This window comes from Pseudolactococcus piscium, from assembly GCF_002441695.1.
Lineage (GTDB): Bacteria > Bacillota > Bacilli > Lactobacillales > Streptococcaceae > Pseudolactococcus > Pseudolactococcus piscium.
On the sequence record NZ_JXJW01000002.1, the window covers coordinates 57,982 to 80,364 of the forward strand.

Annotated in this window: 23 protein-coding genes and 1 pseudogene; 17 read left to right on the forward strand and 7 right to left on the reverse strand. The window is 34.5% G+C overall.

The window, feature by feature from the left end:
• Nucleotides 1-3 precede the first annotated feature (3 nt).
• From RU86_RS11980 to RU86_RS01240, 3 genes are read left to right on the forward strand one after another with little or no spacing between them, the layout of a single operon-like run.
• Nucleotides 4-150, forward strand: coding sequence for a hypothetical protein (locus tag RU86_RS11980; protein ID WP_179296164.1), 147 nt, complete (start codon nucleotides 4-6; stop codon nucleotides 148-150).
• Nucleotides 143-1,453 carry a glycosyltransferase family 2 protein gene (locus RU86_RS01235; RefSeq protein ID WP_096813657.1) on the forward strand — a complete coding sequence of 437 codons (1,311 nt, stop codon included), beginning with the start codon at nucleotides 143-145 and terminating at the stop codon, nucleotides 1,451-1,453. The genes RU86_RS11980 and RU86_RS01235 overlap by 8 nt, the downstream gene beginning before the upstream one ends.
• Nucleotides 1,454-1,472: 19 nt before the next feature.
• The gene (locus RU86_RS01240; protein WP_179296165.1) at nucleotides 1,473-2,582 is read left to right on the forward strand and encodes a glycosyl hydrolase family 8; all 1,110 of its coding nucleotides are present in this window, start codon (nucleotides 1,473-1,475) and stop codon (nucleotides 2,580-2,582) included.
• Between the two features lie 170 nt (nucleotides 2,583-2,752).
• Here the strand turns inward: RU86_RS01240 and RU86_RS01245 are convergent, their stop codons facing one another.
• The 3 genes from RU86_RS01245 to RU86_RS01255 form a co-directional block, all read right to left on the reverse strand.
• Nucleotides 2,753-3,541 (reverse strand): alpha/beta hydrolase, encoded by a 789-nt coding sequence (locus RU86_RS01245; RefSeq protein WP_096813659.1) that lies wholly within the window; start codon nucleotides 3,539-3,541, stop codon nucleotides 2,753-2,755.
• A 37-nt stretch (nucleotides 3,542-3,578) separates the two neighbouring features.
• The gene (locus RU86_RS01250) at nucleotides 3,579-4,754 is read right to left on the reverse strand and encodes an MFS transporter (RefSeq protein ID WP_096813660.1); all 1,176 of its coding nucleotides are present in this window, start codon (nucleotides 4,752-4,754) and stop codon (nucleotides 3,579-3,581) included.
• 171 nt (nucleotides 4,755-4,925) lie between these two features.
• Nucleotides 4,926-5,771: an AraC family transcriptional regulator gene (locus RU86_RS01255; protein ID WP_096813661.1), complete on the reverse strand. Its 846-nt coding sequence runs from the start codon at nucleotides 5,769-5,771 to the stop codon at nucleotides 4,926-4,928.
• 372 nt (nucleotides 5,772-6,143) lie between these two features.
• Here RU86_RS01255 and RU86_RS01260 point away from each other — a divergent pair, with 372 nt between their 5' ends.
• The 3 genes from RU86_RS01260 (at nucleotide 6,144) to RU86_RS01270 (ending at nucleotide 8,863) form a co-directional block, all read left to right on the forward strand.
• Nucleotides 6,144-6,911: a DeoR/GlpR family DNA-binding transcription regulator gene (locus RU86_RS01260; protein ID WP_096813662.1), complete on the forward strand. Its 768-nt coding sequence runs from the start codon at nucleotides 6,144-6,146 to the stop codon at nucleotides 6,909-6,911.
• Nucleotides 6,908-8,068 carry an N-acetylglucosamine-6-phosphate deacetylase gene (nagA, locus tag RU86_RS01265; protein WP_096813663.1) on the forward strand — a complete coding sequence of 387 codons (1,161 nt, stop codon included), beginning with the start codon at nucleotides 6,908-6,910 and terminating at the stop codon, nucleotides 8,066-8,068. Before RU86_RS01260 ends, nagA begins: the two co-directional genes overlap by 4 nt.
• Before the next feature lie 198 nt (nucleotides 8,069-8,266).
• Nucleotides 8,267-8,863, forward strand: a complete 597-nt coding sequence (locus RU86_RS01270; RefSeq protein WP_096813664.1) for a 3'-5' exonuclease — start codon at nucleotides 8,267-8,269, stop codon at nucleotides 8,861-8,863.
• Between the two features lie 64 nt (nucleotides 8,864-8,927).
• On the opposite strand, the gene RU86_RS01275 is transcribed toward RU86_RS01270, so the two are convergent.
• Nucleotides 8,928-9,476, reverse strand: coding sequence for a TetR/AcrR family transcriptional regulator (locus RU86_RS01275; RefSeq protein WP_245810452.1), 549 nt, complete (start codon nucleotides 9,474-9,476; stop codon nucleotides 8,928-8,930).
• 157 nt (nucleotides 9,477-9,633) lie between these two features.
• Between RU86_RS01275 and RU86_RS01280 the strand changes: the two genes are divergently transcribed.
• Nucleotides 9,634-11,982: a YhgE/Pip domain-containing protein gene (locus RU86_RS01280; protein ID WP_096813665.1), complete on the forward strand. Its 2,349-nt coding sequence runs from the start codon at nucleotides 9,634-9,636 to the stop codon at nucleotides 11,980-11,982.
• 232 nt (nucleotides 11,983-12,214) lie between these two features.
• On the opposite strand, the gene RU86_RS01285 is transcribed toward RU86_RS01280, so the two are convergent.
• On the reverse strand, nucleotides 12,215-13,027 hold the full coding sequence (locus tag RU86_RS01285) for a Cof-type HAD-IIB family hydrolase (protein ID WP_096813666.1): 813 nt from the start codon (nucleotides 13,025-13,027) through the stop codon (nucleotides 12,215-12,217).
• A 322-nt stretch (nucleotides 13,028-13,349) separates the two neighbouring features.
• On the opposite strand from RU86_RS01285, the gene RU86_RS01290 reads away from it, so the two are divergent.
• The 9 genes from RU86_RS01290 to RU86_RS01325 all read left to right on the forward strand — a co-directional run bounded on the left by RU86_RS01290 (nucleotide 13,350) and on the right by RU86_RS01325 (nucleotide 19,820).
• Nucleotides 13,350-14,792: an NCS2 family permease gene (locus tag RU86_RS01290; RefSeq protein ID WP_096813667.1), complete on the forward strand. Its 1,443-nt coding sequence runs from the start codon at nucleotides 13,350-13,352 to the stop codon at nucleotides 14,790-14,792.
• Nucleotides 14,793-14,890: 98 nt separating this feature from the next.
• The gene (locus RU86_RS01295; protein ID WP_096813668.1) at nucleotides 14,891-15,805 is read left to right on the forward strand and encodes a tyrosine-type recombinase/integrase; all 915 of its coding nucleotides are present in this window, start codon (nucleotides 14,891-14,893) and stop codon (nucleotides 15,803-15,805) included.
• Between the two features lie 103 nt (nucleotides 15,806-15,908).
• Nucleotides 15,909-17,189: a KAP family P-loop NTPase fold protein gene (locus tag RU86_RS01300; RefSeq protein WP_096813669.1), complete on the forward strand. Its 1,281-nt coding sequence runs from the start codon at nucleotides 15,909-15,911 to the stop codon at nucleotides 17,187-17,189.
• A 711-nt stretch (nucleotides 17,190-17,900) separates the two neighbouring features.
• The gene (locus tag RU86_RS01305) at nucleotides 17,901-18,176 is read left to right on the forward strand and encodes a hypothetical protein (RefSeq protein WP_096813670.1); all 276 of its coding nucleotides are present in this window, start codon (nucleotides 17,901-17,903) and stop codon (nucleotides 18,174-18,176) included.
• Between the two features lie 26 nt (nucleotides 18,177-18,202).
• Nucleotides 18,203-18,538 carry a hypothetical protein gene (locus tag RU86_RS01310; protein ID WP_096813671.1) on the forward strand — a complete coding sequence of 112 codons (336 nt, stop codon included), beginning with the start codon at nucleotides 18,203-18,205 and terminating at the stop codon, nucleotides 18,536-18,538.
• Nucleotides 18,535-18,759, forward strand: a complete 225-nt coding sequence (locus tag RU86_RS01315) for a hypothetical protein (RefSeq protein ID WP_096813672.1) — start codon at nucleotides 18,535-18,537, stop codon at nucleotides 18,757-18,759. Before RU86_RS01310 ends, RU86_RS01315 begins: the two co-directional genes overlap by 4 nt.
• 63 nt (nucleotides 18,760-18,822) lie before the next feature.
• Complete coding sequence (locus tag RU86_RS01320) at nucleotides 18,823-19,107, forward strand: hypothetical protein (RefSeq protein WP_096813673.1); 285 nt, start codon at nucleotides 18,823-18,825, stop codon at nucleotides 19,105-19,107.
• A 174-nt stretch (nucleotides 19,108-19,281) separates the two neighbouring features.
• Nucleotides 19,282-19,446, forward strand: coding sequence for a hypothetical protein (locus tag RU86_RS11985; RefSeq protein ID WP_179296167.1), 165 nt, complete (start codon nucleotides 19,282-19,284; stop codon nucleotides 19,444-19,446).
• A 182-nt stretch (nucleotides 19,447-19,628) separates the two neighbouring features.
• Nucleotides 19,629-19,820, forward strand: a complete 192-nt coding sequence (locus RU86_RS01325) for a hypothetical protein (RefSeq protein ID WP_096813674.1) — start codon at nucleotides 19,629-19,631, stop codon at nucleotides 19,818-19,820.
• A gap of 43 nt (nucleotides 19,821-19,863) precedes the next feature.
• Here RU86_RS01325 and RU86_RS01330 read toward each other — a convergent pair whose 3' ends face one another.
• Complete coding sequence (locus tag RU86_RS01330) at nucleotides 19,864-20,247, reverse strand: hypothetical protein (protein ID WP_096813675.1); 384 nt, start codon at nucleotides 20,245-20,247, stop codon at nucleotides 19,864-19,866.
• A gap of 139 nt (nucleotides 20,248-20,386) precedes the next feature.
• Here RU86_RS01330 and RU86_RS01335 point away from each other — a divergent pair, with 139 nt between their 5' ends.
• Nucleotides 20,387-20,719, forward strand: coding sequence for a hypothetical protein (locus RU86_RS01335; protein ID WP_096813676.1), 333 nt, complete (start codon nucleotides 20,387-20,389; stop codon nucleotides 20,717-20,719).
• Between the two features lie 237 nt (nucleotides 20,720-20,956).
• Here the strand turns inward: RU86_RS01335 and RU86_RS01340 are convergent.
• A pseudogene (locus RU86_RS01340) lies at nucleotides 20,957-22,068 on the reverse strand (IS3 family transposase).
• Nucleotides 22,069-22,383: the final 315 nt, after the last annotated feature.

Here is a 22,383-nt window from a genome sequence, read left to right on the forward strand (position 1 = left end):
AAAATGACAGATATTCTGAAGACATTTATCTATGTTAGTCATGTGATTACGATTTTATTTGCAGTGGCCGTAGGCGTGCTGTTGATTTGTTCTGTCCTAATTAATGCCTTGGTCTGGCAAAACTATAAAAAGAGGCGTGACAATGAATGAACTATTTATGATTTTTGCACTATTAACCATATGGCTTTCTATCCTGATGACATTGGTCGTGCTCTTTGGTGCTGTTCATGCCTTGATCAAAACCTTTTTGAGAGGTGCCCCTGAAAAGAATATGGTCTTAAGTAGATATCCTAAGGTCACAATCATTGTCCCAGCCCACAATGAGGAAATCGTTATCCAAGATACAGTATATGCTTTGCTACACTTAGAATACCCTAAAGAAGCTATGGAGATTCGCGTCGTTGCTGATAACTGTACTGATAATACCTTTGAGGTTGCTAAAGCATTAATTGATCGCCCTGAGTATAAAGACTTTGATATTGAAATCATTGAGCGAACAGGTACGGGTGGTAAAGCTGGTGTCCTTAATGATATGTTAGCAGTTGCGACTGGAGAGTGGATTTGTGTCTATGATGCAGATGCCATGCCACAGGAAAGTGCACTTTATTTTTTGATTAAAAAATCGCTTGAAGATGAAGTCAATTATGCAGCTGTTTTTGGCAGAAACAAGACGAGAAATTATAGTCAAAATTTTTTGACGCGTTGTATTAACTTAGAAATTATTACGACACAAAAAATTCATCATATCGGCCTATGGCATTTGTTCAAAATTGGTCGAATTCCTGGAACAAATTTTATAATCAAAACCGATTTTGTAAGGTCAATTGGTGGCTGGGATAACGGTGCACTTACTGAGGATACGGCGATTTCTTTCAAAATTATGCAGCAGAATAAATTGATTGCCTTGGCACCAAACTCTGAAGCCTTTCAACAAGAACCAGAAACGATTCAGGCTTACTACTATCAGCGTAAGCGCTGGGCTAAAGGGAATTATGAAGTTATTTTAGATAATTTCCATCACCTCTTCAAGAGAAAAAGTAACTGGCGCATTAAACTGGAAGTGCTTTACTATACAAGTACTTTCTTCTGGTTTAATCTGGCTATCATCATGTCAAATTTTTTATTTATTATCAATCTATTTGCCATGATCATTCGCTTGTTCAATGATCAACTCGTGATCCCTTTTACTTTTGCGAGTTCTAATCGTCAAATAGCAGCGCTTTTATTGGTAAACTGGGTTTTGATGTTCTTTATCTATTTACTGCAAATCAATATCGGGTTAGTCAGTCAATATGGTCAGTCAACAACACGGAATTTGTTATATTCGATTGCCTCATATTTCACTTATTCGCAACTGTTCATTCTTGTCGCAACGAGTGCTTTATTCTCACTCATATTAGATAAAGTGTTACATCGTGATGGGTCTAAGTGGTATAAAACACAACGATTCTAAGTCAAAAAGGAGTTTAAACTTGTCAAAATATAGATTATTGAAATATTTTTTTATTATCGTCATTTTAGTATCTTATGCCGGTCTAGTGATTTTCAGTATTTCATCTAATAAAGAAGCATTGCAAAAAGATACTTACTGGGATTGGTATCGAAGCTATGTCAGTCAATCAAAAAAAGGGGCGTTTGTTAATACTGGGACAAAAGAAGACCCAGTTGCCCTGTCTGAGAGTCAAGGATACGGCATGCTGATCACCGTTTTAGCAGCACAAAAAGGGTATATCCAGGAAGATCAGTTCATGCGACTGTTTCATTATTATCAAGCCAATCGGATTAGTAAAACTAATACCCTGATGAAATGGAAACAAGAAAAAATCAAAGATAGCTGGTCTTCGGTTGATCAAAATAATGCAACGGATGGAGATTTAGATATTGCCTATGCCTTGATGCAGGCAGAAAAACTATGGCCTAACTCATTTGAGCATTACGGTGAGGCTGCCCATCAACTCATAACATCAATCAAAGCCTATAATTATAGTGAAAAAACAGGTCTACTAACGGTGGGTAATTGGGCAACGGTTGATCCAAAATCAGAGACCTTGATCCGATTTTCTGACATCAGTCCATCTTATTTTAAAGCATTTGCAGCTTATACTAAGGATGCTTTTTGGACAGATTTGGAAACGAATTCGGTCAAGGCGCTGGTTGAAATGAGTCAGCAGACCGAAACGGGTTTGCTACCTGATTTTGCTTGGGTGGAGTCAAAAGAGATAACGCCTGTGAAGCCAAATGAAATTTCAGGAAAAAACGATGGAGATTATGCCTATAATTCTGCTAGAGTACCTTATCGACTGGCCCATTCTGATGACTATCAAGTCAAAGAAGTTCTGGATAAGATGTTTGTGTTTCTTGAAAAACAGCCCGTTGTCTATGGTGGTTATACATTGAAAGGTAAAGCATTAGTCGACAATCAATCCAGCAGTTTTTCAGCACCGATACTCTATGCGACTAAAGATGATAAGAATTATTCTAATTTATACGCATCACAAAGATGGATTTTTAATGGCCAAATTAAAGGTAAAGATTACTATGGAGATACCTTGAAAACATTGGTTTTATTGAACCTTTATTAAGGTAGCTCATCGTCAAATAAATCAGATTAGTATAGATGCTAATGGCGCTAAGTCATAGTAAACTGAAGAAAAATTGAGAAATAGATAAACCCACCAAGTTTTATTGGTGGGTTTATCTATTTCTCTGAGTTCTGCTCACGTTTAAGTGATGTTACATCACTAAGCATTATTTATTTTAATGCGAGCCATTCAATAAATTTTTGGAGGTAAGTATCCCAGAAATCCCAATCATGCTGCCCTTCTCCTTCAACATAAGTCACCTCAATCTGATGCTTGTTAAGGTAAGAATTGAATGTTCTTACGGGCTCAATAAGGAAATCATTTTTGCCAATCGCCATATAGAGTTTAGGAAATTCAGCCCCGGATTGTTGAAGTTGATCAACTAGATAATAGTAGTCTTTATCACTTCCTCTAACAGAGTCTAAACCATCTAAGTAATAATCACATAGCGGGAGTGCAATACCGATATCATCAAATAATGCAGTTTGATTTAAGACATCATCAAGTATTAATCCTGGCGAGAGTGCCCCGATGGCACCAAATGTATCATGATATTTAAGACCATTAACAATTGCCCCATACTCTCCCATAGATAATCCGGCGATATAAGTATCTTCTTTTTTAGTTGACAAAGGAAATAAATCCCTTGTAAATTCGACTAATTCTTTTGCAACAAAAGCACCATAGTATTCACTAAATTTTGGCTTATCAATATAAAATTGATTTTCTCCCGCAGGCATGATAACAGCTAACTGATGTTCATCTGCCCATTTTTGAATACGTGTACCTGAAATAAAATCAGTATGATTTCCGAAAGAACCATGTAGTAAATATAATGTTTTAAATTTGTTGTCGCTTGGGCTGGTCGTTTTAGCCAAGCCGTCAAGTGGTATAACCGCTGTAAAGGTTACTGTCCGTAATAACTGTTTCGATACAAAGTTAACTTCTATTAATGCCATAATTACCCCTTTCTTATCCGATTAGTTGCTTGTAAGTTTAGCTTCTCTTTGTTTCAAAATCACTAATACAATGAACGAAATGACACCCAATGCAATTAATGCAATACCATTGATTGCATTGGGTGTTTGCAGCTTGTTGATTGTGGAACATTTTAGATAAGCCATTGTTGATGATAGGTGATAGAAAGACGCCTAAGTTTACACCCACCAAGTAAAGTGAAGTTGCAAGGGTAATGGAATTTTTAGGCGCAACCTTCCCGACTAGCATGAAGAGAAATGGTGCAGCCATACTATAAAATAAGCCAGAGGCAATCGTGCCCAGCATGACCATTGTAACTGAGTGTGAGAAAAGGATGATGATAAAGCCTAAACCCATGCCAGTTAAGCCAATTGGCAAAACCCATTGTTTTAACAGTTTATAAATCTTACCATATAATAACCCGACGCCAATACCGACCATCGTGATCGTACTTAGCGTTTTAGCAGCATCTTCTGGTTTACCAATGCCAGTCTCTACTAAAAATGTGGCTGATTTTAGCATGATGACAAAGAATAGAGAAAAGATGATAAATGCAAAGGCCAACATACCTATTGTTGCTAGATTGATTGATTCTTTAGCATGTTTCTTTTCTTCAACTTTTTCAGTTGTTTCAAATTCGCTTTCGGGAATTTTCACAAAGAGTGCAAATAAAACAAGGGGTAATAAGGTGAGCAAATAGGCTAAAAATGAGGTATGCCAACCAAATTTTGTCAGATGACCGACGATCAAGGTCATAGTCGTACTCCCAATAAAACTCAGTGCTGATTGAAAGCCCATTAGGCTAGCTTGCTCATCACCACTATAAAGTTGTGTAATCAAGCTGACAGCCAAAGCATTATACATGCCGATACCGACACCAAAAAAGAAACGGGCCATTAAAATTAAGTAATAATTATCAACAAATACTGGAATGAGACCAGATATTAATGCGATACTTAGGCCAAGTAAAACAGTATTTCTTCTGCCAATCATTTTTAAAACGACGTTACTTAATAGCACAAATAGTAAAATCCCAAAGTTTGGAATTGTTGCAATTAATTCAATCGCTGATGTACTTTGGTTGGCAAATGACGCGTGTATCAATGGGATTAAAGAAGACGCAGCTGGTCCTCCTGCAATGACCATTGATATTGATAAAAGTGATACTTTAAAAATGAAACTTTTTTTATTCATGATTTCCCTCCAGTAATTGTAATCGGTTACAAGATAAGTTTATCACTGATTCAAATTTAAAAGAGGCGTTTTTTAATCCAAAAAAGAGGCATTTTTGACCCTCTATTCCCTCGTTTGAGTAAAACATTAGCGCTATGAGTTGATAAAGAAGTCATTTTTGGCCTTTTTTGATTATCTTTTATTCTCTATTTGATATTTTTTAGGCGTCGTTTCAAATACTGTCTCAAAAGCCTTTCTAAAAGATTTTTCATTGGGAAAGCCAACATCTTCAGATATGATGTGTGTCGGTTTATCCGTAAACAGTAATAAGCGTTGTGCCTGACTGACACGGACAAGTTGCAGATACTTTAAAACAGACATACCAAGTGTTTTCTTGAAGAATTTACTGAGATAGTTTGTACTCAGATGAAATTGCTTAGCAATGAGGTCAATCGATAAGGAATCAGCATAATGTTCCTGAATAAAAGATAAAATCGGTTGAATTCTCCCTAAATTTCGGTTGTAGATGTTGGAATTTGCTAATTGTCCTTTTTCAACTAACCAGGATTGAGATAGGAGTAAAACGATTGTATAAATCAATTGATTAATTTGGATAACAAATAAGTCAGTTGGTTCAGCCACTGCTAGCTGATAGAAATCATCCAGTATTTTTCTAAGCGCTATTGCCCCAGGAGACGCTTTATCAGTTAAATTGATAAATTTTTTCTTGTCAAAATCTGGAATCAATTGATTTAGAAAATGATAAGGAAATTGAATTGGTAACGCTTTCAATTCAGGGCAAGGATTAGCAATTGAGCTATGAATTTCGGCTGAATTAACCACAAAAATACTCCCTGGTTCACAGTGATGTGTCAGATTGTTTATGGTAAAACTAGTCACTTCACCAGCATAAATATAGGTGATTTCAACCGATGTATGCCAATGAGGTGGCACGACCCCTACAGCATTCAGAGTATCATGTGTAATCCAATTAACTGGGATAGTTGGATTGGTATATGCAATTAATTCATGTTTCACTGTCTGGTTCCTTTGCTTTTTGATTAGTCATATGACTATAGTATAGCAGAACACGCTTTAATTAGTAGCGAAATATATAAAAGCTTATCGAATTTAACTAGCAGGTGAATAAGAAATCAAAGTGATGAAACAAATTGGTGGACAGCAAGCGAGCTGTCCATCAATTTCTTGCTATCCTGAGTTAATAAGGTCTGGCATAATGAAAACAGATACGTATTCAAGCCTTGAAAATAGGGTGTATCGGCTAAGAAGTTGTTGTGATCATCAGAGATGATTTTATACTATTTATTGACAATACGATAAATAGTAGTACAAGTAACTTACACAAACTTAATTATTTAAGTATATATAAGTTAACTATGAGGAGCGAGTATGAATCAAAAAGAACGTTTGGAACAGATATTAAAGATATTAGAAAAGCAACAAACAATTTCTCAGGAAGAAATGGTATCGATTTTTGCCATATCAAAAGATACAGCGAGAAGAGATATTGTCAAGTTAGTAGATAGTGGGCTGGTAGAGCGATATCCAGGTGGCGTATCGCTACCAGTTCTAAAGGCAAAAATTGAAGATTATGCCAATAGATTGATAAAAAATGCAGGAGATAAAAAAAGGATTGCTGAAAAAGCTTCTAGTCTACTAGAGTCAAATATGACCATATATTTAGACGTTTCCACTACAGTAAACTTTTTGGCCTCTGCTATTGATAAAAAAGAAGTGGCAGTCGTTACGAATTCTATTGATAATGCCATGTCAGTGAATAGAAAAGTCTCCAAGCAAGTCTATTTATTAGGTGGTTTTCTAAATTCTGATTCACATCTCATATCAGGTGCCTCAGTTTTACAGCAACTACAAAGATTTAACTTTGATTATGCCTTTATAGGAGGTGGCGGTATAACTGAGCAGGGGGTATTTTATTCAGAGTTAACAGATATCAGTTTAAAAGAAGAAATTATCAGTAATTCCCAAAAGGTATGCTTGTTGGTTGACGGCACAAAAATAAATAAGGTAACAGGATATAAACTAGATTTCTCGGGTATTGATATAATTATTACTAACCGGATATTTCCAGGTGATATATCGAGTAAATTGATGTCACTTGGCATTGAGGTGATTAATATTGGTGAGGGGATAGCATGACACTTATTAAAAATGTAAAGTTTTATCAAGACAATCAAAAGGTGGAGGCATCTATCTTTGTTGAAGGAAATAAAATTAACCGTATTGTTGATCAGTATGACTTACGGACTTTAGATGAACGTAATGAACAAGTGATTGATGGTAAAGGCTGTTTACTGATACCTGGTATGATTGATGTTCATATTCATGGTGCTAAAAATTTTAATATGATGGATGGTACGACAGAAAGTATTCAAGCAGTTTCAAGAGCTTGTGCTGAAACAGGTTGTACGCATTTTCTAGTCACCTCAGTGAGTGCTACTTTAGAAGAGTTACTGCAAATGATTAAACAAACAAAACAGGTCATTGGTAAGGAAGAAGGTGCAAAAATTGCTGGTATTCATTTGGAGGGACCATATCTAAATATTGAGAAAAAAGGGATGCAAAATGCTAAATATTTGAGACATCCGGATTTGAATGAAATGGCGAAAATTTTTGAAGAAGCTGATGGCCTAATTAAGATGATGACCATTGCGCCAGAACTCCCTGGTGGTATTGACCTAATCAACTATTTAAAAGAGAATGGTGTTATTGTTGCAATAGCACATTCTAATGCCAGCTATGAAGAAGCTCAAAAAGCCTTTGAGAGTGGTGCTAGCCATATTACACATTGCTTTAATGCGATGCCTGTCATACATCATCGCTCACCTGGGTTGGTGACGGCAGCATTGGAGAATGATGATGTCAGTGTGCAAGCAATTGTAGACGGTATACATCTTCATCCTGGAATTGTTCGCTTACTCTTTAAGGTAAAGGGTGCAGACAAGATGGTTTTGACAACTGATGCACTTCAAGCAATGGGTGTAGGTGATGGCAATTATCTATTTGGTGGTCACCAAGTCACTGTTAAAAATGGGGTGGCACGTTTAAAAGATGGGACGCTAGCGTCCAGTACGGTTACAATGAACAAGTCGCTAGAAAATAGTGTTGCGTTTGGCATTCCGTTAGCAAATGGCATTCAGATGGCATCTACAACACCAGCAAAACTATTAAATCTAGCGTCTGTTGGAGAAATTAGAGAAGGGTACACTGCTGATTTAGTCTTACTTGATAAAGAGTTTAATGTTTTAAGGACATGGATTTCTGGAGAAATTTACTCAAAAAACAAGAATAATTGATTTTTTGAATAGATGATGCAATTGAAAAACTGAATCATTTAATTATTTGATAGCAACAAAAACTAGCCTAAGAGATTGGTTAGCATAGCGTAGATGATTGTAGTACCGTGATTGTAAATGGTCTATAACTCCCTATATAATGGCTTTATAGTACATTAGAACGTCGTATAGAGATAGTAAGTGTGTTATAATTAACCTATGAAAACCTTAGAAAAATATGTTGCGTTTGATGTTGAATTTAACACAGTAGATGAGATTGAACATCTGATTCAAGTATCGGCTGTTAGCTTTGAAAATGGTCAAGAAATTGCGGCCTTCGATTCATATGTCTACTCGGATGTGCCTGTTAATTCCTTTGTCGTTGGCCTAACTGGTATTACCCAAGAAAAAGTGCTAACCGCGCCTAAAGCGAGTGAGGCACTTAGCAAGTTAAAAAGTTTTGTTGCCGACTTACCTGTCATTGGCTATAATGCACACAAGTCAGACCTGCCTATTTTACTTGAAAATGGTCTTGATTTAACTCCGCTGTATGCTTTAGATGTCTATGAAACAGCTGATAGTATGCGGGACAATAAACTCCATGGTATCAAAAACTTTCAATTAAAGTCTTTAGCTGAATTTTTTGGTGTCGCTGAAAAGAACGCGCATAATGCCCTAGCAGATGCTAGGATGACTGCACGTATCTATGAGGCCATGAAAGATACGCAAGATGCTGAGAAGTTATTAGAAAAGCAAAATGAAAAATCAGTTACTGATGATACGAATCCTTTTGCAGGGTTAGCGGGCTTATTTTAGAGTTAATCTTTTAATGAGGCAGGACCATCAAAAAAGACTATCTGTGAGTAGATAGTCTTTTTGATTAGACATGCCCTTGAGATGCAAGCATTAGCATGAGGATGTCTCTAATTTCCTGTGGGCTTTCTTGCTTGCCTCTTTTAATCCAGAGCTGTAGGATACCAAATATCGCCTGAGATAGGTAAGTCGTCCGGTAATCAAGATTAACTTGATCAAGCGATTTTTGACCGAAGTTTGGGAAGATAACATCAGCTAAAAAATTTTTAATTTGTTGTATCAAGTACATATGAATTTCACGCGTTCCATTTTCAGAAAGTAAGGCTGACTCAACAGGACAGTCCGTGTCAAGAAACTTAAACAGTTCATAGATGGCAGCGCCTAAATCTGTATCATTTTCGCTAAATATGGCGGCTAGTCTTAAAAAAAAGGCGCTCTGATATTTGTCGATCATTTCATACTTATCTTGATAGTGGGTGTAGAAACTCGACCGACTAATGCCTGCACGTTTGACCAATTCCGTCGTCGTGATATGGTCAAATGATTTTTCTTTGAGCAAGTCGCTCATGGCATGTTCGATAGCTTGATGTGTCTTTAGGATGCGAATGTCAGTCATAATGAAAGCCTTTTCTATCTGTTTTTTTGAACAATAAGGTGCATACTGTCCAGTTTAGCCTATATAATTCTTGCTATATCTCATACAAGTATTATAATAAAAAAGGTAAATAAAGACAAGGTGTCCAAAAAATAAAACGATTAAAAAGGAGTTAGTAATGTTAAAAAAAGAGTGGCAAGCAATACGTAAAAATAAATTTTTTATTGTCATTATCATCGCGTTGATGACAATTCCAGCCCTATATAATCTGATATTCCTCAGTTCGATGTGGGATCCATACGGTAAAATATCTGATTTACCTGTTGCTGTGGTTAACCAAGACCAGTCAGCAGAAATTAACGGCAAGTCGGTCAATCTCGGAAAAGACCTAGCAGATGAGATGGCTAAGGGAAATGATCTAGATTATCATTTTGTCAGTGATAGTACGGCACAAAAAGGATTGAAAGATGAGACCTATTTTATGGAGATCAAGATTCCAAGCGATTTCTCAAAAAATGCAGGTAGTCTGGTCAGTGATAAGCCAACATCGTCTACGATTCATTATCAAACCTCTAAAGGACATAACTTTATCGCCAGTAAGATGAGTGATTCGGCGATGGAGAAACTTAAAGAGAAGGTCTCTAAAAATATTACAGAAACCTATACAAAAACGATTTTTGAAAATCTGACGACCTTAGCTAGTGGCGTGACCAAAGCAGCAGACGGTAGTAATCAATTAGTCGACGGTAGTCAAACTTTAAAATCAGGTTCTAGTGAAATTTCTAGCAACTTAGATAAATTAGCGACATCTAGCCTGACCTTTAAAGATGGTGCAGATACCCTAAATGTCGGCCTTGGCCAGTATATGGCTGGTGTATCGACTGTAAAAGATGGCTCAGCCGATTTATCACAAGCCGTAATGAAATATACTGATGGTGCAGCACAAATTGCTAATGGTACAAACCAACTCGCAACAGGAACAGCTAGTCTAGCAGCTGGTGTCTCTCAATTATCAAATAGTAATGATAACGTACAAAAATTACTTGATGGTAGTGCAGCCCTTAGTGAGGGGATAGGAGATATATCAGCTGGCATTTCTATACCAAATCTGTCAGGCTTGAAAACAGGAATAGCTAGTCTACAAAATGAAATTAATAGTGTTGAACTGGCTAAAATACCAGCAAGTTTGACTACGGATCTAGCTTATTTGAATACAGCGATTGATACTTTAAAAACTGATCAAGAAAAAAATCTTGCAACACTTAAAGATACAGAAGCTTATAAATCACATCCGGAGGAACAAGCAACACTGGAGAGTTTAATGAGCCCTTCCCCATCACTAGTTAAAAATATTAAGGATACAGCGACTGATATCCAAGCACAGATCACTTCATTGAGTACACATTTAGGGACTATTTCTGCTATAAGTGCTAAAGCCTTACCAGGTGCAAATGTTGCTATTGATGGCTTAACAGGAATTAAAACAGGTGTTGATAGTAAACTTCAACCGGGTGCTATTCAGCTGAATGCTGGGCTTACTCAACTGCAAAGCGGTTTAGTTGATGGTGCCTCACAATTATCAGATGGCGCTAACAAACTCAACCAATCAACAGCGCAATTAAACACGGGTGCGCAAACACTTGTTAGTAAAAATGCGGCGCTTAACGCAGGTAGTAGTAAACTTGCGACTGGTGCTGCGCAACTGACACAGAATTCACCTAAGTTATTAGATGGGTCAGCTCAGTTAGCAAGTGGTGCGGCACAAATTACAGATGGGTCAGGAAAACTTGCAAATGGTAGTAACACCTTAACAAGTGGGATCGGGACGCTAACAGCTGGTGCGACAACACTTAACACTGGCCTAACAGATGCTAAAACTAAACTTGCTGAAAATGCAACGGCTGAATTAAACGCTAAAAAAATAGCAAGTCCGCTTAATATCACGCATCAAGACAAGGATAATTCACCAGAAAATGGTGTTGGTATGGCACCTTACATGATCTCTGTTGCCCTATTTGTTGGTGCTGTTGCAACCAATATGATCATTTCAGGCACTTTATCAGGAGAAAGTCCTAAGAGTCGTCGTGATTATCTACTTGCTAGAATCGGTGTGAATGGCTTGATTGGTCTGGGAGAAGGCGTGCTAGTCTATCTAGCAGTTCATCTGCTTGGCTTGTCTGCCAATCATGAATTGGCTATGTTTGGCTTTACTGTATTAGTTGCGGTGTGCTTCATGTTCATCGTCACCTTCTTCAACACCTGGTTAGGCAAACCAGGCGCCTTCCTGATGCTGATTTTACTCCTGTTACAACTCGGCGCTAGTGCAGGGACTTACCCACTCGCCTTGACCAGCAATTTCTTCCAAAAATTAAATCCTTGGATGCCAATGACTTATGCTGTAAAAGGCTTTAGACAAGTGATTTCTTTGACAGGACAGATTGGTCAAGAAACTGGTATTTTACTTGCTATAACAGTCGTTTGCTTCATCTTACTATCGTTTGTCGGCTATAGAAAAGCAAAGGCTTAATCATACGATGACATATCAAGAGAGACTTTCCAAATAGGAAGGTCTTTTTTATGTGTCCAACTTATCACTTGCGATGACTACCTGTAAGTCGAGAGGGTAAGGATGAGTTGACTTTAACGCCTAACAAAAAAAATCAAGCAGTCAATACTTGATTTCAAAAGTTTATATTTAAGGGTTCACATCACTAAGACTTGCGTTTCATCGGTTAACCTTTACATGCTAGGTAGCATGCTTATAGGAATAACCTTTCTAGTGTTTTTGCGACACCATCTTCATCATTTGTATAAGCAATTTGGTGATCAGCATGGGCAAGTAACACATCACTGGCATTTTGCATGGCATAGCCAGTACCAGCAAATTCAAGCATTTCGACATCGTTATGCTCGTCACCAAATGCAATCAGATTTGATACATCTTGACCCGTCACATCAAGGTAGTGGGCAAGTGCGGATGCTTTACTGATGCCTTTTGGTACAATTTCTAATATGCCATTTTGGCCACCCCAAGCACTGATGTTGACTTGATTGTCAAAATGGTCATTGATTTGGCTAGCAAGTAGCAGTTTATCAGTGATCCGCGTTTGGAGTAGGATGGCATTAGGATCATCATCTAGTTTGTCCATCCGCATTTGATGATAGGCCTCGAAACTGTCGATACCAAAAATTTGCGGATTTGCTTTATCAAAGGCATTAATAAAAAATTTACGTCTGAATTCGGCAGCTAAAAAGTCCAGTTCGAATCTTTCTTCTTCTTTGATTAACTCGAAGACCATTGCCTTATCGACATGCTTAGATAGGGCATGCGGCCAATGTTGGCCAGGGATGGAAATCATGGCCCCATTAAAGTTAATCATCGGCGTGTCTAACGCAAGCTCTTGATAAATTTGTAGCGCCATCCGATAAGGCCGGCCTGTCGCGATGATGATGTGATGTCCTTGATCCTGGACTGATTTAAAAATGTGTTTCGTGTAGTCTGAAACGGTTACGCCATCAGAATACAAGGTTGTCCCATCAAGGTCAATGGCAATTATTTTTTTGTCTGTCATAGTTGCATGCTAAATGAATCAAAGTAGTGGATGATTCAAGCCTTTCTACACCGATAGGTGTTTGTTTACTAGCCAGTTATGGCTAGTTTAAGTGATAACTTACTTAGTTTGTTCACCTCCGATAAGAGGGAGTCCTAATTATTATAACATGTTTATGCCGTATCTTCAGCAAGTAACCTAGCGAACTCTCAGAATTATAGAGAAAAAACCGAACGTTTAAATCGAAAGTGATGTAAAAAAAGGGGAATACGTTGCAAGTCAGGGGGAGATACTTTAGAATAGTTAAGTAATCAATTATTGTATTTATAGAAGAGGAATCATTATGGATAAGTTTTTCAAACTTAAGGAAAACGGTACAACAGTCAGTCGCGAGATTGTGGCTGGTTTAACAACATTTTTTGCAATGAGCTATATCTTGTTTGTCAACCCTGCGATTTTATCGCAAACAGGGATGAACTATCAAGCAGTTTTTCTAGCAACAATCATCGCATCAATCATCGGTACGCTCATCATGGGACTTTTTGCTAATGTACCCTATGCACAAGCACCAGGTATGGGCTTAAATGCCTTCTTTACCTTCACAGTTGTCTTTGGCCTAGGTTATTCATGGCAACAGGCCCTTGCCATGGTCTTCATCTGTGGTATCATTAATATCATTATTACGGTCACAAAAATACGTAAATTAATCATCAAATCAATTCCAGAAAGCTTGCAACATGCTATCGGTGGTGGTATCGGTGTCTTTATCGCCTATATCGGTATCAAATCAGCAGGCCTACTTCATTTTACAATCGATCCAGGGACTTATAAAGTCGTTGGTGAAGGTGCTGATAAAGGTAAGGCGACGATAGATGCCAGTGCCGCAGCGATTCCTGCCTTAGTTAACTTTAACAGCCCAGCAGTCCTAATCGCTATTGTTGGTATTGTGTTGACAGCTGTATTAGTTGTTAAAAACTTCAAAGGTGCGATTTTAATCTCGATCATCACAACAACAATCTTAGCCATTATTTTTGGTGTAGTTGACCTTGGCTCAATCGACTTTAAGGCTAACTCTTTAGGCTCTGCAATCGGTCATCTTGGTGATACCTTTGGTGCAGCCTTTGGTCACAAAGGGATGGGGACTTTATTCTCTGACTCTTCTAAAATTCCACAGGTCTTGATGACGATTTTAGCCTTTTCATTATCAGATACCTTTGATACGATCGGTACTTTCATCGGAACAGGTCGTCGGACAGGCATTTTCTCTAAAGAAGATGAAAAATCTCTTGAAAATGGGTCAGGTTTCTCATCTAAGATGGATAAAGCCTTGTTTGCGGATGCAGTCGCAACTTCTATCGGTGCAATCTTTGGGACATCAAATACAACAACTTATGTGGAGTCTGCAGCAGGTATCGGAGCTGGCGGTCGTACTGGTTTGACATCAGTCGTTACAGCGATTTGTTTCCTTTTCTCATCTTTCTTACTCCCATTTATCTCAGTTGTCCCTAGTGCAGCAACAGCGCCAGTTTTAATCGTCGTTGGTGTGATGATGCTAGGCTCATTTAAAGAAGTGAATTGGTCTGACCTAGAAGAAGCAATCCCTGCTTTCTTCGCCTCAATCTTCATGGGCTTTGCCTACAGTATTTCTTACGGTATCGCCGCAGGGTTTATCTTCTACACAATCATCAAAGTAGCTAAAGGTAAAGCAAAAGAAGTGAGTCCAGTTATCTGGGTCATCGATGTGTTATTCATTTTAAACTTTGTTATATTAGCAACCATTCAATAACAGATACTAAAAGCGCATAAACTTACAGCGATACATGCGATACTTAAAAAAGCATATTTTTGTTTTGATTAAATTTAAAACAAAGGTGTGTTTTTTTCATGGAAATAAATGAATATCTAAAAGAGTACTTACTAGAATGCAAAATAAGAAATTACAGCGCTCAAACAATCAAAGCAAAATCAATAATTCTAAATGTGTTAATTAATTATTTATATAGTGAATTTGGAATCAATGATCTTGAAAAAATAAAAAAGGTACATATTCAATCTTACATTATTTTTGAAATCGACAGGGGTAGAAAATCATCGACCGTTAACACTAAATTGAAAACATTAAAACCATTTTTTGATTATGCGCTTGACGAAGGTTATATAAAAGTAAATCCATCTCGAAGTATTAAACTATTAAAAAATGAAAAAGCAGTTTTTACAGTCTTTAATGACAACGAGGTTTTGAAAATGATAGGCTATTGGAAAGGTGCATCATACACAGCAATTAAAAATAAACTTGTCATCTCAATGTTAGTTGATACAGGGATAAGGATAGGGGAGCTTACAAGCTTGTTGTTTGATGATGTTCAAGATAATTGTATAAAGGTTCATGGTAAGGGCAACAAATGGCGTATAGTGCCTATATCACCCCAATTAAGAAAACTGATGCTGAAATATGAACGAAAAAGAAAAGAAATCCTAGCAAAAAATAGCAAGGAGTCTGATTATTATTTCATTAATCAGTATAAGAATAAGATAGATGCAGTATCATCTTTTCAAAAAATGATAAAATACACAGCAATTAAAGCAGGTGTTAGGGATAGTGTGAGGGCATCACCGCATACTTTTAGACATTATTATGTTATCAAAAGCCTAAGTCTAGGTACTCCTATTTATCAAGTTTCAAAAAATATTGGGCATGAATCAATTAAGACAACTGAGATATACCTTAAACAGATAACAAATGAGCAAGTCGTTAATGAGCAAATTCAGAAAACTATTTCACCATTATCTCACTTGTAAAATTCAAGTTTTATCAGGTATTTTGCAGTTTTAAATGTAGTAAATTACTAGGTTCAAAAATGGTATAATTATTTAAATAGACATAATTATATGAGGTGAAAAAATGAAGAGACAAGATACAAACACAGCTGATGATGGTCAAATATCAGACCTATTTAAGAAAGATTTACTAAACCGAAATGAAAACTTGTATGCACTCATTAATTTCATTAATGGTATTGAAGGGCAAATGATATTAAACATAGATGGTGCTTGGGGGACTGGGAAGTCAGTTTTTTTAAGGCAGTTAGAGTATATCTCTAGTACAAAAGAATATATTGATTATAGAGGAACTTCATATCAAAATATGGTAGATACTTTTAAGAAAGAATATTTTTTATTTTATTTTAATTCATGGGAACATGATTTATACAACAATCCAATGGAATCACTGATTAGTGAATTATTGATGAAGATAGCATCTGAAAAGGACTATGAAGATAAAATAAATGATGTTAAAGATGAGATAAATAATAAATTCAAGAAATTTACTGGTGATGGATTAAGAAGAGGAATAAAAATAATTTCGGGTGGTTTTATAGATTTAAATGATAAAAAAGTAGATGATACACTTGAAATAACTTCAGTAGGTTCTCAAAAAGAAGCAGTAAATAGTTTATTACAATTATTGTCAAGTATTACAGAAAAAAGAATACTAATTATAGTTGATGAACTAGATAGATGTAAGCCATCCTATGCAGTTGAATTATTAGAGGTTGTTAAGCACTTTTTCACTCATGATGATGTCGTATTTTTATTTGGTACTAACAAGAATGAACTTGAGCATACTATTAAATCATTATACGGACAAGGATTTAATGGCTATAAATACTTAAATAGGTTTTTTGATTTTGAATTTTCATTACCAAATATTGATAAAGATAAATATATCGATAGAAAATATAGTGATGATTCCAATTTATTATTACATGATTTTACTAAGTATTCTATTGACTATTTTAATCTTAGTATGCGTGATATTGAAAGATTATATGCGTTAATTAATGTTATAGGAACTAAAAAGAATTATCAGAATAATCAAGATTATATCTTTATTGATTTTGTAATTGTAGTATATGCTATATGTCTTAAAATCGACAACGGAAATGGCTATAAAAAATTTATGGATGGACAAGGTAGAGATGATTTTTTACTATTTTGTGATGATTCTTTTCAAACAATTAATGAGATATATTATCGAAAAGAAAAAGATGAAATTATGGAAAAAATCAACAATTTTTATAGTATGTTTCCTAACTTTTCTTATGATGGTCTTTATGGAAGAGATAGGGCATCTGAATATTTAAAAAACTCAATGAAATTACTTACGATGTTAAGTATATAATATAGTTAAATAGCAAGAAGACCAAATTATCGTAACTGATATTTTTGGTTTTTTTATATTCAAATTCAACTATCAATCATACTATCTATTAAACAGTTCAAATGCCTACCGCACACCTTACGGTGATTGGTGCTATAACGAGCTTTTCTATCGAAAACTCTATAGCGAATATATAATATCAAGTATTATTTTGTGGGTTTTTGGATCTTGAATTATATCTTTATATCAGTTTAGTATATATTTATTCTTATACCAAACCAATGTACACCTATAATTTTATATATATATACAAGTAAATTATACTTATAGTTATCTATATACAATACTGATGTACACCTATTTTCAATCACAACAATTAAAATTAATTTACAAAAAAGCTATTTTTGAGGGCCATTGGGCATGTCGCTCTGGGTTTATTATTAGGAGAATAAATATTTAAATTAATTTGTAAATTTACCCCCAAAAAATTGGCCATTTTGAAAACTTTTTGGCAATATAAGTAGATAGATATACAATTTAATTTAAAATAATTAACACTATATATTGTGCCTTATAATTTCCAAACCACAATATATATTTGAGTGAGTTGACAAATTATTATGAAATGGTATATTAGATTAGGTATTAATTAAAAAGTTAATTATATTTAAAAAACACTCGACAATTTTTAAAAAATAAAAATAAAAATAAACAAATAAGGAAAAACGAAATATGCAAATTACATTAGAAGAATTATTTTATGATGATGAGTTTAAAGACATCATTAAAGAAAAATGGATAGTACAACTTCAGAAATTAGGTAAGTTACAGAGCAATACTAAAAATGGAATAATTACAGAATTGCTTAAGCAATATCAATCAGTTGAATATGTTAAAGGTAATAGAAGCAACAAAGCACACTTTCAAATTGGTAGCAAGCGATCACAAGAAATAAGTCAAGCTGATATGATTGAAAAGGTTACTACAAAGCTAACGCTAATAACATAAAAATTCATAACATCATTGCCTTGAAAATGTTAAAAAAATATATTGTTGGTTTAGATGATGATGTGAAAGTCATGTCATTTACACGCTTAAATTGGCTTAAAGCAGCTGGGATCACTAGCAACATCAAAAACTTAAATGAAGTGGATGAAATGAAAAATATTGATTCAACTTTCAGAAGCTACTATAAAGATGATGTTGCATCAAGTTTGAAAAATGTGTTTAGTTTTTGCTTAAAGCAATTAAAAGTAAAAGAAGTTGATGCACCAGATTATTATTGCGATGCAGCTAATGATGATCAAGCAGATAGTGATGAAATGGTAATAAGAAAAGATTGCTGGATGACATCGAAGTTAAGAAAATGAAAAGTTTTGTGGATGTTTTGAAGGCTAAACATAATGTTACAAAATTCATGTTAGCGACAAGTGAATTCAAAAATGAGCTACGAGACAACTATAGAAATAATCTTAGATCTGAATCAATTTGGATTGAAATAGAATTAGATATTTCTAAACTAAAAAATGATATTAGTGATGCTGAATTAGCAAGTGATGAACTAAGATCACAATTCATGCTTGAGTTTTAGAAATATCGTAATAGCACCTATATAAGACGAGAATTTAAAAGGAAAATTAAAGGCAAAAAAGAAATGTTCTGGCGTTATGAAACAGGGTTACAAGAACAACCATCGAACTTTTCGCCTTATTTACAGATGGAAAATAGAACCTATTTCAAGTTTATGACTGTGCTTGATCAACAAATCGGATTTGCTGAAGCTGATGTGACTGAGTATTCCAAAATGGAAAAAGAATATAAAGCAACAGTTGAAGACAATGAAGCGATTAAACTTGTAGATGATTGCAAGCAAAATAATATCATTTACTTGCATACACATACGAAAACAAATAATGAATTAGACAAATTGTTTAAATAGAAAAAGGAATATAAGAAAATGGAAATGATTACACTTAAACAACACATGACAAAAACAGCTGATAGCAAAGTTAAAGTTCTAAATGTTGATAAAGAAAAATTGGATAAAAAAGCAGCTTAATTAATAGTTGATAAGTTGTTTAACTAATATAATAGAAAAAAGGATAATATAAATATGACTAAAACAGAAAAAGAACTACTAAACGAAGAATTTTTAAAGACTTTGAAAATGGGTCTACAAATTTCAAATATTCAAGCTGATTTGCTAGAAAGCAACATGAGTGAATTAGATAAGAAAATGACTAAACTAGACGATGATATGAACGAAGCAATAAAATAAATAGTAACATATGTTGTAAATGTTTTTAAATGGGAGATTAAAAAATATAAGTGGGGTTCTTTAGTTGAAGGAAAACTAAAGAATGAACAAGACAGAATTAGAAAAAGACACAGTACAAATAGCTGGAATGGTTGCAAAAGATGGAATAGAAGAACGAGTATATAGCGCTCAAACAAGTTGTGATGATATTTAAAGTTTTAGCTGACATGTATGACAGCATGCTAAGTTACTTATTTAGCAAAGCGTTTAGTCATGTTGACAAAGGAATTGCATTGCAAAGTTTTAAAGAAAATCAAGTCAAACAGTTTGCTTATATGTTAGTAAATGTATTATACGATGAAAAAGAATTGTTGGAAATGAAGTTGGTGGCATAATAAAACTCTTTACCCTAAAAAAATGGTAAGGAGTTTTATTTAATTAAAAAATTAGTTTGTAATCAGATATGGCAATAGTAATATCATAGTCATAGCGATAGTTATGAATACCTTTATAATTAGTTGTTTTTATAAGGATATGATTTATTATATCCTCTTTTGGTATTTTAAAAATTTCACGAAATACATCAAAACCACTATATAAAATTCTGCCTTTTTCATCATTTTTTTTAAAAAGTGCGTTTAAATTAGAATTTATTTTGTTTTCTTCTAAGAGGAATCTAAAAGTATTTTTTTCTATTTCTTTAAACAGAATTAAATTTTCTTTATTATCTAGTTCATTGTATTCTTTTAGGGTAACAAGATTAGATTTTTTTAGCAATGTGGTTAATTCGGTAATAGCAACATTATAGTCATTATCAGTCATTGTTATTCTTCTATCTATTTTATTTAAGTATATTATAGCATATAATTAAGATCAAACAGACTGATTATATGTTATTACTAAAGGTTAATTGCTTTAGCTTTTTTATTGTATTATAATTAAATTAGAAAGCGGTGATGCAATGACAATAGAAAAATATAGAATTTTATATTATGAAGATATTATTAAAGAACTTGAAAATGATGAGTGCATGTTTTTTCTAGAAATTCAAAACTGTGAAATAGTTAGACGAGTATATAAAAAGGTACATAAAGGATTTGGTGGAAAACATAAGGTAGTTTATTATAATTTTACTAAATCCATGATGAATTTTAATGATATTAATGTATATTTTCAAAGTGAAGATTGTGAACAAGAGCTAATAAATTGTAAAGAAACAGATAAAATAAATAAAGTTGATTGGATAAAGAATAATACAAGATATATTGTATTTAAATATAAGATTAGTATTTAATTTTGAAATATCTAAAAGAGAATAGAACATGGAAAGATACCTTTTAAAAGCTGATGAGAGTGATTCAGAGAGAGCAAGATATAATGGCAGTTTAGAAGAAAAGAACTTTCTTTTGAAGAGTATGTGTACAATTATTCGTACTTGATAGAGAAATTATATGAAGACAATGAAAGTAAATTTAAAGACTCTGACATTATGTCAAGTTCTTAGAGTAGAAATAGTATAAATTCTCTTAAATTAAGCAGTCATCTTTTCAAACTGATTAGGAGTTAAATATCCTAAACTTTGATGAATGCGTTTTGAATTGTAAAAAGCTTCAATATACCAAAAAATGCTTTGATAGGCTTCTTCAAAATTTCTGTACTTAAATTGGTAAGTCCATTCTCTCTTTAAATGTCCATGCCACGATTCAAGGGTAGCATTATGATAAGGATAGCCTTTTCTGCTAAATGAGTGAGCCATGCCATGATCCTCAACTAACGTTTGATATTCATTGCTTGTATATTGACTTCCCTGATCAGAATGCAAGATAATTGAGCTCGTCTCTCCTTGAGACACAATAGCTTTCTTCAAGGTACGTTGGAATAACTTAACAGTCATATGTTTATCTAAATCCCAAGCAATAATTTGTTTAGTATAGCGGTCCATAATGGTTGAGAGGTAGCACCAGCCTTTGCTAGTTGAGATATAAGTAATGTCAGTTGACCAGACCTTGTTCTTCGCTATAGGTTCAGTTAACACCATATTTTGACGGTCAATGGTGTTAACTGAAGTGTGTGCTGGTTTGAAGTTTTTAGTGACGAGGGACTTCAAAGAGAGCTCCTTCATCAATTTTTGAACAAGTTTTATGCCAATTTTTTCTCCCTGCTTAAGTAACAGTTGATGAACTTTAGGTGCACCATAGATAGCTCGATTCTATTTGAATAGCTGACCAATCTTCAAGGATAACTCTTGACGTCTTAATTGGGTTTTGGACGGGAGATGATTGATTCGTTTATAATAACTTGACTCTGGAACACCAAGTAATTGACAACTTAATCTGATATTGAGTGCTAAAATTTGTATTGTTTGCGTCATATCCACAGCACTCAATTCATTTTCTCTGCGAATATGGTCAATACTTTTTTTAAGATATCTCGTTCCTCTTTAACCTGTGTTAGCTGTCTTTTTAGTTCAAGATAGTCAGATTTTGATATTGAGTTGTCATTAGGCTTTGAATAGAGGTCAATCCATTTATAGATGGTTGCAGGAGATATACCATATTCTTTAGCTAGATGAGCTACCGATTGACCTGTTTGATATAAGTCAACAATTGTTTCTTTAAAATCTTTTGAGTATCGTTTTTGCATAGTTTCTTCCTTCTGTATAAATTATACAATATCGACTCTAAGATTTTAGGATAGCATCAATTGTACTTATAAATTTTTTAGAGAAAATACTTGAGAGGTTAAAAATATATTTAGAAAATAAAAGAGTAAAAAAGGGTTTTAATAATATAATGATGACTTTAACAGATTCTGAGAAAAGGATAGTTTACTTAATTTTTGATAATGATACGTACAATTTCAATGTCTGGGGAGATGCATCCTTAACAAAATTAACTAAACTCGGTGTAATATATTCAAATAGATTAGGTGGATTGACTACAGGACTTTCTTATGGCT

Excerpts from the sequence above, each read along its gene's own strand:
- RU86_RS01305 (WP_096813670.1), top strand. The coding sequence starts at position 17,901 with ATGCAAATTACATTAGAAGAATTATTTTATGATGATGAGTTTAAAGAC.
- RU86_RS01260 (WP_096813662.1), top strand. The coding sequence starts at position 6,144 with ATGAATCAAAAAGAACGTTTGGAACAGATATTAAAGATATTAGAAAAG.
- RU86_RS01300 (WP_096813669.1), top strand. The coding sequence starts at position 15,909 with ATGAAGAGACAAGATACAAACACAGCTGATGATGGTCAAATATCAGAC.
- RU86_RS01270 (WP_096813664.1), top strand. The coding sequence starts at position 8,267 with ATGAAAACCTTAGAAAAATATGTTGCGTTTGATGTTGAATTTAACACA.
- RU86_RS01325 (WP_096813674.1), top strand. The coding sequence starts at position 19,629 with ATGATATTTAAAGTTTTAGCTGACATGTATGACAGCATGCTAAGTTAC.
- RU86_RS01280 (WP_096813665.1), top strand. The coding sequence starts at position 9,634 with ATGTTAAAAAAAGAGTGGCAAGCAATACGTAAAAATAAATTTTTTATT.
- RU86_RS01330 (WP_096813675.1), bottom strand. The coding sequence starts at position 20,247 with ATGACTGATAATGACTATAATGTTGCTATTACCGAATTAACCACATTG.
- RU86_RS01235 (WP_096813657.1), top strand. The coding sequence starts at position 143 with ATGAATGAACTATTTATGATTTTTGCACTATTAACCATATGGCTTTCT.
- RU86_RS01310 (WP_096813671.1), top strand. The coding sequence starts at position 18,203 with ATGTTAAAAAAATATATTGTTGGTTTAGATGATGATGTGAAAGTCATG.
- RU86_RS01250 (WP_096813660.1), bottom strand. The coding sequence starts at position 4,754 with ATGAATAAAAAAAGTTTCATTTTTAAAGTATCACTTTTATCAATATCA.
- RU86_RS01275 (WP_245810452.1), bottom strand. The coding sequence starts at position 9,476 with ATGACTGACATTCGCATCCTAAAGACACATCAAGCTATCGAACATGCC.
- nagA (WP_096813663.1), top strand. The coding sequence starts at position 6,908 with ATGACACTTATTAAAAATGTAAAGTTTTATCAAGACAATCAAAAGGTG.
- RU86_RS11985 (WP_179296167.1), top strand. The coding sequence starts at position 19,282 with ATGACTAAAACAGAAAAAGAACTACTAAACGAAGAATTTTTAAAGACT.
- RU86_RS01315 (WP_096813672.1), top strand. The coding sequence starts at position 18,535 with ATGAAAAGTTTTGTGGATGTTTTGAAGGCTAAACATAATGTTACAAAA.
- RU86_RS01290 (WP_096813667.1), top strand. The coding sequence starts at position 13,350 with ATGGATAAGTTTTTCAAACTTAAGGAAAACGGTACAACAGTCAGTCGC.
- RU86_RS01320 (WP_096813673.1), top strand. The coding sequence starts at position 18,823 with ATGTTCTGGCGTTATGAAACAGGGTTACAAGAACAACCATCGAACTTT.
- RU86_RS01335 (WP_096813676.1), top strand. The coding sequence starts at position 20,387 with ATGACAATAGAAAAATATAGAATTTTATATTATGAAGATATTATTAAA.
- RU86_RS01245 (WP_096813659.1), bottom strand. The coding sequence starts at position 3,541 with ATGGCATTAATAGAAGTTAACTTTGTATCGAAACAGTTATTACGGACA.
- RU86_RS01295 (WP_096813668.1), top strand. The coding sequence starts at position 14,891 with ATGGAAATAAATGAATATCTAAAAGAGTACTTACTAGAATGCAAAATA.
- RU86_RS01285 (WP_096813666.1), bottom strand. The coding sequence starts at position 13,027 with ATGACAGACAAAAAAATAATTGCCATTGACCTTGATGGGACAACCTTG.
- RU86_RS11980 (WP_179296164.1), top strand. The coding sequence starts at position 4 with ATGACAGATATTCTGAAGACATTTATCTATGTTAGTCATGTGATTACG.